The organism is Streptomyces sp. NPDC042336 (genome assembly GCF_055581985.1).
In genome coordinates this window covers 80245-88584 of the sequence record NZ_JBVJEA010000015.1, presented here as the reverse complement: position 1 = coordinate 88584, position 8340 = coordinate 80245, and the positions used below count along the sequence as shown (strand labels likewise).

General features: G+C 73.1%; 10 protein-coding genes. 6 read left to right on the top strand and 4 right to left on the bottom strand.

The window, feature by feature from the left end; genetic code table 11:
* Positions 1–125: 125 nt before the first annotated feature.
* The 3 genes from ACZ6IM_RS28355 to ACZ6IM_RS28345 form a co-directional block, all read right to left on the bottom strand.
* Positions 126–485, bottom strand: coding sequence for a cupin domain-containing protein (locus tag ACZ6IM_RS28355; protein ID WP_052842607.1), 360 nt, complete (start codon positions 483–485; stop codon positions 126–128).
* A 79-nt stretch (positions 486–564) separates the two neighbouring features.
* Entirely contained in the window at positions 565–1542 is a 978-nt protein-coding gene (locus ACZ6IM_RS28350) for a pyridoxal-phosphate dependent enzyme (RefSeq protein ID WP_469560219.1), read from the bottom strand.
* Positions 1543–1555: 13 nt separating this feature from the next.
* Positions 1556–2236, bottom strand: a complete 681-nt coding sequence (locus ACZ6IM_RS28345; RefSeq protein ID WP_052842605.1) for a PAS domain-containing protein — start codon at positions 2234–2236, stop codon at positions 1556–1558.
* Between the two features lie 105 nt (positions 2237–2341).
* Between ACZ6IM_RS28345 and ACZ6IM_RS28340 the strand changes: the two genes are divergently transcribed.
* Genes ACZ6IM_RS28340 through ACZ6IM_RS28325 form a run of 4 tightly spaced genes read left to right on the top strand, consistent with a single transcriptional unit; the run spans position 2342 to position 4471 of the window.
* Complete coding sequence (locus tag ACZ6IM_RS28340; RefSeq protein WP_469560215.1) at positions 2342–2803, top strand: GntR family transcriptional regulator; 462 nt, start codon at positions 2342–2344, stop codon at positions 2801–2803.
* Positions 2800–3219, top strand: a complete 420-nt coding sequence (locus ACZ6IM_RS28335) for an ATP-binding cassette domain-containing protein (protein WP_469560212.1) — start codon at positions 2800–2802, stop codon at positions 3217–3219. The genes ACZ6IM_RS28340 and ACZ6IM_RS28335 overlap by 4 nt, the downstream gene beginning before the upstream one ends.
* A gap of 20 nt (positions 3220–3239) precedes the next feature.
* The gene (locus ACZ6IM_RS28330) at positions 3240–3617 is read left to right on the top strand and encodes a hypothetical protein (protein WP_469560209.1); all 378 of its coding nucleotides are present in this window, start codon (positions 3240–3242) and stop codon (positions 3615–3617) included.
* A gap of 56 nt (positions 3618–3673) precedes the next feature.
* Positions 3674–4471, top strand: a complete 798-nt coding sequence (locus ACZ6IM_RS28325; protein ID WP_052842603.1) for a class I SAM-dependent DNA methyltransferase — start codon at positions 3674–3676, stop codon at positions 4469–4471.
* A 47-nt stretch (positions 4472–4518) separates the two neighbouring features.
* Here the strand turns inward: ACZ6IM_RS28325 and ACZ6IM_RS28320 are convergent, their stop codons facing one another.
* Positions 4519–4824 (bottom strand): hypothetical protein, encoded by a 306-nt coding sequence (locus ACZ6IM_RS28320; RefSeq protein WP_469560206.1) that lies wholly within the window; start codon positions 4822–4824, stop codon positions 4519–4521.
* Positions 4825–4969: 145 nt separating this feature from the next.
* Between ACZ6IM_RS28320 and ACZ6IM_RS28315 the strand changes: the two genes are divergently transcribed.
* Both ACZ6IM_RS28315 and ACZ6IM_RS28310 read left to right on the top strand, forming a co-directional pair.
* On the top strand, positions 4970–6631 hold the full coding sequence (locus ACZ6IM_RS28315) for an alkaline phosphatase D family protein (protein ID WP_469560203.1): 1662 nt from the start codon (positions 4970–4972) through the stop codon (positions 6629–6631).
* 201 nt (positions 6632–6832) lie between these two features.
* The gene (locus ACZ6IM_RS28310) at positions 6833–8209 is read left to right on the top strand and encodes an alpha-lytic protease prodomain-containing protein (protein ID WP_469560200.1); all 1377 of its coding nucleotides are present in this window, start codon (positions 6833–6835) and stop codon (positions 8207–8209) included.
* The last annotated feature ends 131 nt before the right edge of the window (positions 8210–8340 follow it).

Sequence of the window (8340 nt, the reverse complement as noted above, 5' to 3'; positions counted from 1 at the left end):
CCGGGCGGGGGGGGTGGGGCCCCCCGGGGGGGGGGGGGGGGTGCGGGGGGCGGGGGGGGGGGGGGGGGGGGGGGCGCCGGGGGGGGGGGTCGCCCCCCTCTCCTCGCTGTCTTCCGGACGTCCGGTCAGTCGGCCTTGGCGTACTCCTTCGCCATACTGCCGGCGAAGTCGTACACGACGCACTGTCCGTCGCCCACGACCCAGGCGTCGTGGCCCGGCGAGCAGACGAAGACATCGCCCGGGCCCACCTCGCTCTCGGTGCCGTCGTCCATGCGGACGCGCATGCGTCCCTCGACCACGTAGCAGTTGTGGTGGATCATGCAGCTGTCGGTGCCGGCGATCGGCGCCACGGACTCCGACCAGCGCCAGCCCGGTTCGAACGTGGCGACGGCGAAGTCGAGCCCTTCCATGTGTACGGCCTCGATGTGCCCGCGGGGGAAATCGCGCCGCTCGTCCGGCTTGTCGAGCGTCTTTGCCTGCAGCATGACGCTCCTCCTTTCCCTGGCCCCACCCTTCCATCGTCCGCCTGTCAACTCGGCGCCGCCATTCGGGGCAGGCGCGTCGTCAGCGGGGCGGGCCGCAGAGTTCGGCGAAGCGGGCGGCGTCCACGTTGCCGCCGGACAGGATCACGCCGACGCGGCGGGGCAGGGCGTCGGTCCGGCCGCTCAGGAGGGCGGCCAGCGGGGTGGCGCCGCTGGGTTCCAGGACGGTCTTCAGGCGTTCGAAGGCGAACCGCATCGCGTCCCGGATCTCGTCGTCGGACACCACCACGATCCCGTCGAGCAGCCGCCGGTTGACGGAGAAGGTCAACTCGCCGGGGGTGGGCAGGGCCTGCCCGTCGGCGATGGTGCGCGGGACCGGCACCGTGACGCGCCGGCCCGCCGCCAGGGAGCGCCTGGTGTCGTCACCGGCCTCCGGCTCGACCCCGATCACCCGGGTGCCGGGGTGCAAGCCCTTGACCGCGGTGGCGCTCCCGGCGATCAGTCCGCCGCCGCCGACCGGTGCGACCAGCGCGTCCAGCTCTCCCGTCTCCTGGACCAGTTCGAGGGCGGCGGTGCCCTGGCCCGCGATGACGTGCGGGTGCTCGTAGGGCGGGATCAGGGTCAGCCCCCGGTCGGCGGCCAGGGCCTCGGCGATGGCGACGCGGTCACCGGTGTAGCGGTCGTAGGTGACGATCTCGGCGCCGTAGCCCACGGTGGCGTCCCGTTTGGAGGGCGGTGCGTCCTCGGGCATGACGATCACCGCGGTGGTGCCCAGCTCGCGGGCGGCCAGGGCGACGGCCTGGGCGTGGTTGCCCGAGGAGTAGGCGGCGATGCCCCGGGCCAGCTGCTCCGGGGTGAGGCGGGAGGCCGCGTTGTAGGCTCCGCGGAACTTGAAGGCGCCGACCCGCTGGTGGTTCTCGCACTTGAGGAAGACCTCGGCGCCGACGAGGGCGTCCAGGGTGCGCGAGCGCAGTACGGGAGTGCGGTGCGCGACGCCCTCGATGCGGGCGGCCGCGGAGCGGACGTCGTCCAGGGTGACCGGCGGGGTGGTGGTCGTCACGGGTGTCCTGTCCTCAGGGGGTGTCGGCGGCCGGGCCGGTCACGGCGCGGGCCTGGGCGAGGTAGTGGTAGGCGGAGGCGCGGGAGATGCCGAGCCGGGCGGCGACGTGCTCGACCGAGCGGCGTACGGCGAAGACACCGCGCCCGTCGAGGTCGCGGAACAGTTCGAGGCGCCGCTCCCGGTCCAGCGCGGCCCAGCTGGTGTCCCGGCGCAGCGGGTGGGCGTCCACGATGGCGTCGACCACGGCGTCGATGTCGTCGCCGAAGGTGGTCGCCGGGACTTCGGCGGGGGTGCGGGCGGTCCCGGCGAGGGCGCCGAGGAGGGCGTGGGCCCGGTCGACGGCGGTGACGTCCAGATTGACGCACAAGGCGCCGAACACGGCGCCCGAGGAGTCGCGCAGCACCATGGTGGAGGACTTGACCAGCGTGCCGTCGGCCGTGCGCGTCACGTAGTTCAGCTCGTCGTGCGCCTCGTCGCCGCGGGCGAGCACGCGCATGCCGATCTCGCTCATCGCCCCGCCCACCGTCCGTCCGGTCACGGACCCCGCGACGGCCACGACCGACCGCTCGGGGCGCCGGTAGTCGTGGAGCACCGCCTCGCAGACCGGCCCGAACGTGGCGGCGATCCCGTCGACGACGGGGCGCAGCGCGGCGAGCACGGCGTCGCGTTCGGCGTCCAGTGTGGTTTCACTCATCCAAATCAGACTACACGTCCAGGCTCTGGACCGTGAGTCCACAAAGGTGCCGTTTGACATCGGGACGGGATCTGATCATGCTTCTACTAATGAATTAATGAAAGCATGGAAGGTGACGTGGTCGAGTACCGAATCGATCGGCAGAGCGGCATCCCGGCGTACGTGCAGATCGTGCGGCAGACGGAGCAGGCACTCCGGATGGGTGTGTTGCGGATCGGGGACAAGCTCCCGACGGCCAAGGAGGTCGTCGCCGCCACCGCCATCAACCCCAACACCGTGTTCCGGGCGTACCGCCATATGGAGCAGGCCGGTCTGGTCCGCTCGCGGCGCGGGCTCGGCACCTTCGTGACGCGGTCACTGGCGCGGCCCGGGGCGGAGGACGACTCGCCGCTGCGGGCGGAGCTGGCCGAGTGGGTCGCACGCGCCCAGTCGGCCGGGCTGGAACGGGACGACGTACTCGCCCTGGTCACGGCGGCCCTCGACGAGCACGAGCACGAGCACGACAAGCAACACGAGCAACACGAGCACGACCCGGGTGACCGGGGACGGAAACAGGAGGACGCATGACCGGGCCTGACGAGCCCGCCGCGCTGCACGCCACGGAGCTGGGCTTCCGCTACCGGGCACGCGGCGGCCGGGCGCTGCGGGACTGCGGGTTCACGGTGCCCCGCGGCCGGATCACCGCCCTGGTCGGCCGCAACGGCGCCGGCAAGAGCACGCTGCTGCACCTGGCCGGCGGGCTGCTGCGCCCCACGCACGGGGAGATACGGGTCCTGGGCGCAGCGCCGGACAGCGCCGCGGCACGCACCCGGGTCGCCCTGCTGACCCAGGACAAGCCGCTCTACCCCCGCTTCACGGTGGCCGACACCCTGTGCATGGGCGGCAAGCTGAACTCCTCGTGGGACCAGGCGCTCGCCGAGCGGGTCGTGCACGAGGGCGGCATCGCCCCGACGGCCAGGGTGGGCGAGCAGCCGGTCTGCTGACGCGCCGGGTGCTGTCCGCGATGGCCTGGACGCTGCTGGTCACCGGCGCGGTGGCGGTACTGGTGCAGTGGACGCACCGGGCCCGCCTGCTGGTACCGCCGCACCGCTACGTCAGCGACGGCTGGCAGCCCAAGGAACCGATGGGCGACAAGTGGTCCACCGGGCAGTACGGCCTGATCACCGGTTACGGCCGCCGGGACTCCGTGCTGGAGTGCGCCTTCCCCTCCGGGTCCCAGTTGCGGGAGTGCATGGCCCGGCACGGGTATGTCTCCCGCTACTACGAGGCCAACCCGGCCGGCGACTACTGGGCCTTCCAGTGGACCGACACGGTGCTGCTCGGCGGCCTCGCCCTCGCTCTCGTCCTCGTCACGGTCCTGCTGCTGCGCCGCCGGGTCTGACACCCCCGCCCGGCACCGCTCACTGTCCGAGTCCCTCGTACGGAGGTCGTTCCCCCATGCCCAAGGACGCCAAGTCCCCGAAGAAGCTGCGCAGCAACCGTGCCGCGCTCACCCACAAGGTCGGGTACGCGCTGCGCCACCCCGAGCGCGTCGCCCCCTACGTCCGCCGGGCCGGCCGGGACGCATGGCTGCGGGTCAAGCACCCGGACCACGTCGGCTACTACCGGGCGGTGATGGCCTCCGACACCCGGCGCAACCCGGAGGCCGCGGTCGGCAGCCGGACCCACGACCGCTGGCTGGCGCTCGGCCGGATGCAGTTCGACTACCTGGTCGAGCACGGGCTGCGCCCCGAGCACCGCATGCTCGACATCGGCTGCGGCAACCTGCGCGGCGGCTGGCGTTTCATCGACCACCTCGATACCGGCCACTACTACGGGATCGACATCTCGCCGGACATCCTGATCGCCGCCAAGCAGACCCTGACCGAGCGTGGACTCCAGGCCAAGCTGCCCCACCTGACCATCACCGGAGACCTGCGGCTGGAGTTCCTGCCCGACGACCACTTCGACGTCATCCACGCGCACAGCGTCTTCTCGCACTCGCCGCTGAGCGTCATCGACGAGTGCCTCGCGCACGTCGGACGCGTCCTGACGGAGACCGGGTTCTTCGACTTCACCTTCGACCGGACGGAGGGCACCGAGCACCAGGTGCTCCGCGAGGACTTCTACTACCGCACGGACACCCTGCTCACCCTGGCCGCCCAGCACCATCTGCACGCGCGGTTCATGGAGGACTGGGAGAAGCGGCCGCACGGCCAGTCCAAGATCCGGGTGAGCCGCTCACCGCTGCCGTAGCAAGCCGCCGGTCGCGTGACCCGAGGGGCCGGACCGTTCTTCCGCCCCTACGGGCGCGGGTTGACGCGCCGCCAGGCGGGCCGGGCGTCCGCGCCACGGCGGCCGACCGCGGCGGCGCAGCGGGGGCAGACCCGGCGGACGGCGTCGGCGGCGCCGCCGGACTCGGGCAGCGCGTCGGTCCAGGTGACCGCGGAGAACCGGGAGAGCCGCGAGCGGTGGAGGGACAGACCGCACACGGTCTCGTTCCTGCCCGGCTCCCAGGCGTGCACCTCACCGGCCGGCAGCCAGCGGTTGTCGTCCTCGTCCCACCAGCGGCCGGAGGCCGCCACGTCGTAACGCCGTGTCCTGGCCATGGCCTCCGGGTGCCCCGGAGGGAGCGGGCCCACACGCGCGTACCTCCTCCTGTGTGATCACTCCGCAAGCCCTGCCCGTTTAGGGAGTTTTGTCTGCTTAGCATGCGGGGTCCGCGCATCGCCCCGTTGTACGAGAGGACACCAGATGGCGCCCACGGGCCGTCCCAGCGCACTGGCCGAGCACGCCTTCTCCCCGCACGACGCCGTGATGGGCGCCGCCGCCCGGCACCTCGGCCGTCGGCGCTTCCTCACCGTGACCGCGGCCGCCGCCGCGCTCGCCTTCTCCACCAACCTGCCGGCCCGCGGCGCGGTCGCCGCCCCCGAACGCAGCGCCCGGATCAGCAAGGACCCCTTCACCCTCGGCGTCGCCTCCGGCGACCCGCTGCCGGACTCGGTGCTGCTGTGGACCAGGCTGGCGCCCGAGCCGTTCCTGGAGGACGGCGGGATGGGCACCGAGCGGGTCACGGTCGAGTGGGAGGTGGCCCTCGACGAGTACTTCGCGGGCGTCCTGTTCCGGGGCACCGCCGACGCCCACGCCGAGTACAACCACAGCGTCCACGTCGACGTGAAGGGCCTGACACCCGGGACCGTCTACTACTACCGCTTCCGCGCCGGCACCTGGCTCAGCCCGGCGGGCCGCACCCGCACCGCCCCCGCGGCGGGCAGCGCCACCTCGTCGCTGAAGCTCGCGGCGGTCGCCTGCCAGGCGTACATGGACGGCTACTACACCGTGCTGCGCCACGTCTCCCAGGACGACGTGGACGTGGTGTTCCACCTCGGCGACTACCTGTACGAGTACGCGGTGAACTCCGAGGGCGGGGAGCGCCACTACGCCGACGTCACGCTGCCCGACGTGTTCAACCGCGAGACGATGACCCTCGCGGACTACCGGCTGCGCTACTCGCTCTACAAGAGCGACGAGGACCTGCGGGCCGCGCACGCGGCGCACCCGTTCGTCGTCGCCTGGGACGACCACGAGACCGAGAACAACTACGCGGGCAGCATCCCCGAGAACGACATCCCGCCGTCCGAGTTCCTGCTGCGCCGGGCCGCCGCCTACCGCGCCTACTGGGAGAACCAGCCGCTGCGCGCCGCCCAGCTGCCCCAGGGACCGGACGCCCGGCTGTACCGCCGGCTGCACTGGGGCACGCTCGCCCAGTTCGACATCCTGGACACCCGTCAGTACCGCTCCGACCAGGCCTACGACGACCGGCCGCACGCCCCCGGGGCCGAGTCGGACGATCCGGCGCGCACCATCACCGGCGCCGCGCAGGAGCAGTGGCTGCTCGACGGCTGGAAGGGCTCGACGGCGCTGTGGAACGTGATGCCCCAGCAGGTGTGCTTCTCCCAGCGCAAGTTCGACGTGACCGCCGACGCCGCGCTCTCCATGGACGCCTGGGACGGCTACCGCGCCTCGCGCGGCCGGGTCGTCGCCGGGGCGAAGGCCGCCGGGATCGACAACTGGTTGATCCTCACCGGCGACGTGCACGTGGGCTACGCCCTCGACGTCAAGGAGGACTTCGACGACCCGGCGTCCGCCACCGTCGGCACCGAGGTCACCTGCACCTCGGTGGCCAGCGGCCGGGACGGCGTGGAGAAGCCGGCCAACTGGGACCTGTACATGCAGGCCAACCCGCACATGAAGTTCTACAACGGCAAGCGCGGCTACGTCCGGGCCGAACTCGGCCGTCAGGCCACCCACCTGGACTTCAGGACGGTCTCCGCCATCAGCACGCCCGGCGCTCCCGTCACCACGGCCGGGTCCTTCGTCACCGAGGCGGGCGAACCGGGGTTGAAGCCCGCCTGACCCGGGCGCGCCCCCGGCGGCAGGGCGTCCGCGTACTGCACATGGCACCCCCGGCGTCCCCCATAGCGCGAAACAGACCGGGGCCGGGCATCGCGGCGGATCTTTGCGGCTAGGCCTGTGACTTCGCCGCAGGCGCACCGTGACCCACGGTCGCCCACCCAACCCCGCTGTCTCGCACAGCGTCCGAAGGAGGCACATCGCATGGTCGGCAGACATGCCGCGCGCAGCCGCCGCGCAGCCCTCACCGCGCTCGGCGCCCTGGTCCTGACCGCACTCCCCTCGGCCGCGTCGGCCGCACCGCCGCCCGTCCCCGGACCGCGGCCCGCCGTGGCCCAGGCGCCCGACGCCGCCACCGCGCCGGCGCGCATGCTGAGCGCGATGGAGCGCGACCTGAAGCTGGCGCCCGGACAGGCGGCGGCCCGGCTGGTCAACGAGGCGGAGGCGGGCACCCGCGCGGGCATGCTGCGCAACACGCTGGGCGACCGCTTCGCCGGTGCCTGGGTGAGCGGGGCGACCTCAGCCGAGCTGACCGTCGCCACCACCGACGCGGCGGACACCGCGGCCATCGAGGCGCAGGGCGCCAAGGCGGCCGTCGTCGGCCGCAACCTCGCCGAGCTGCGCGCGGTCAAGGAGAAGCTGGACGCCGCCGCGGTCCGCACCCGGACCCGGCAGACTCCGGTCTGGTACGTCGACGTGAAGACCAACCGGGTCACCGTCCAGGCCACCGGGGAGTCGGCCGCGGCCGCCTTCGTCGAGGCCGCCGGAGTGCCGGCCGAGGACGTGGGCGTGCGCGTCTCGCCGGACCAGCCGCGGGTGCTGGAGGACCTCGTCGGCGGCGACGCCTACTACATCGACGACCAGGCCCGCTGCTCCATCGGGTTCTCCGTCACCAAGGACGACCAGCAGGGCTTCGCCACCGCCGGGCACTGCGGCGACCCGGGCGCCACCACCACCGGCTTCAACGAGGCCGACCAGGGCACCTTCCAGGCCTCCACCTTCCCCGGCAAGGACATGGCCTGGGTGGGCGTCAACTCCGGCTGGACCGCCACGCCGGACGTCAAGGCGCAGGACGGCGAGAAGATCCAGATCGCCGGGTCGGTGGAGGCGCTCGTGGGGGCGTCGGTGTGCCGCTCCGGCTCGACCACCGGATGGCACTGCGGCACGATCCAGCAGCACGACACGAGTGTCACCTACCCGGAGGGCACCGTGAACGGGCTGACCGAGACCACGGTGTGCGCCGAACCCGGCGACTCCGGCGGCCCCTTCGTGTCGGGCACCCAGGCACAGGGCACCACGTCCGGCGGCTCCGGCGACTGCACCAACGGCGGGACCACCTTCTACCAGCCGGTCAATCCGCTGCTCAGCGACTTCGGCCTCACCCTGAAGACGACCGCCGCCGCGACGCAGACACCCGCGCCGCAGGACAACGCGGCGGCGGACGCGTGGGCCGCGGGCCGGGTCTACGAGGTCGGCACCACCGTGTCCTTCGACGGTGTGCGCTACCGGTGTCTGCAGAGCCACCAGGCACAGGGCGCCGGTTCACCGGCGAGCACGCCGGCCCTGTGGCAGCGGGTCTGACGGACGGACGGCCGGCGCGGGGCCGCGCGGGGGGGGCCCCCCCCCCCCCCGGGGCCCGGCGGCCAACCAGCGCGGGGGGCGCCGAGGGGGGGGCGGGGTATGGGGGCCCCGGGCGGGACCCCCCCGGGGAC

Excerpts from the sequence above, each read along its gene's own strand:
- ACZ6IM_RS28345 (WP_052842605.1), bottom strand. The coding sequence starts at position 2,236 with ATGAGTGAAACCACACTGGACGCCGAACGCGACGCCGTGCTCGCCGCG.
- ACZ6IM_RS28335 (WP_469560212.1), top strand. The coding sequence starts at position 2,800 with ATGACCGGGCCTGACGAGCCCGCCGCGCTGCACGCCACGGAGCTGGGC.
- ACZ6IM_RS28320 (WP_469560206.1), bottom strand. The coding sequence starts at position 4,824 with ATGGCCAGGACACGGCGTTACGACGTGGCGGCCTCCGGCCGCTGGTGG.
- ACZ6IM_RS28315 (WP_469560203.1), top strand. The coding sequence starts at position 4,970 with ATGGCGCCCACGGGCCGTCCCAGCGCACTGGCCGAGCACGCCTTCTCC.
- ACZ6IM_RS28325 (WP_052842603.1), top strand. The coding sequence starts at position 3,674 with ATGCCCAAGGACGCCAAGTCCCCGAAGAAGCTGCGCAGCAACCGTGCC.
- ACZ6IM_RS28310 (WP_469560200.1), top strand. The coding sequence starts at position 6,833 with ATGGTCGGCAGACATGCCGCGCGCAGCCGCCGCGCAGCCCTCACCGCG.
- ACZ6IM_RS28340 (WP_469560215.1), top strand. The coding sequence starts at position 2,342 with ATGGAAGGTGACGTGGTCGAGTACCGAATCGATCGGCAGAGCGGCATC.
- ACZ6IM_RS28330 (WP_469560209.1), top strand. The coding sequence starts at position 3,240 with ATGGCCTGGACGCTGCTGGTCACCGGCGCGGTGGCGGTACTGGTGCAG.
- ACZ6IM_RS28355 (WP_052842607.1), bottom strand. The coding sequence starts at position 485 with ATGCTGCAGGCAAAGACGCTCGACAAGCCGGACGAGCGGCGCGATTTC.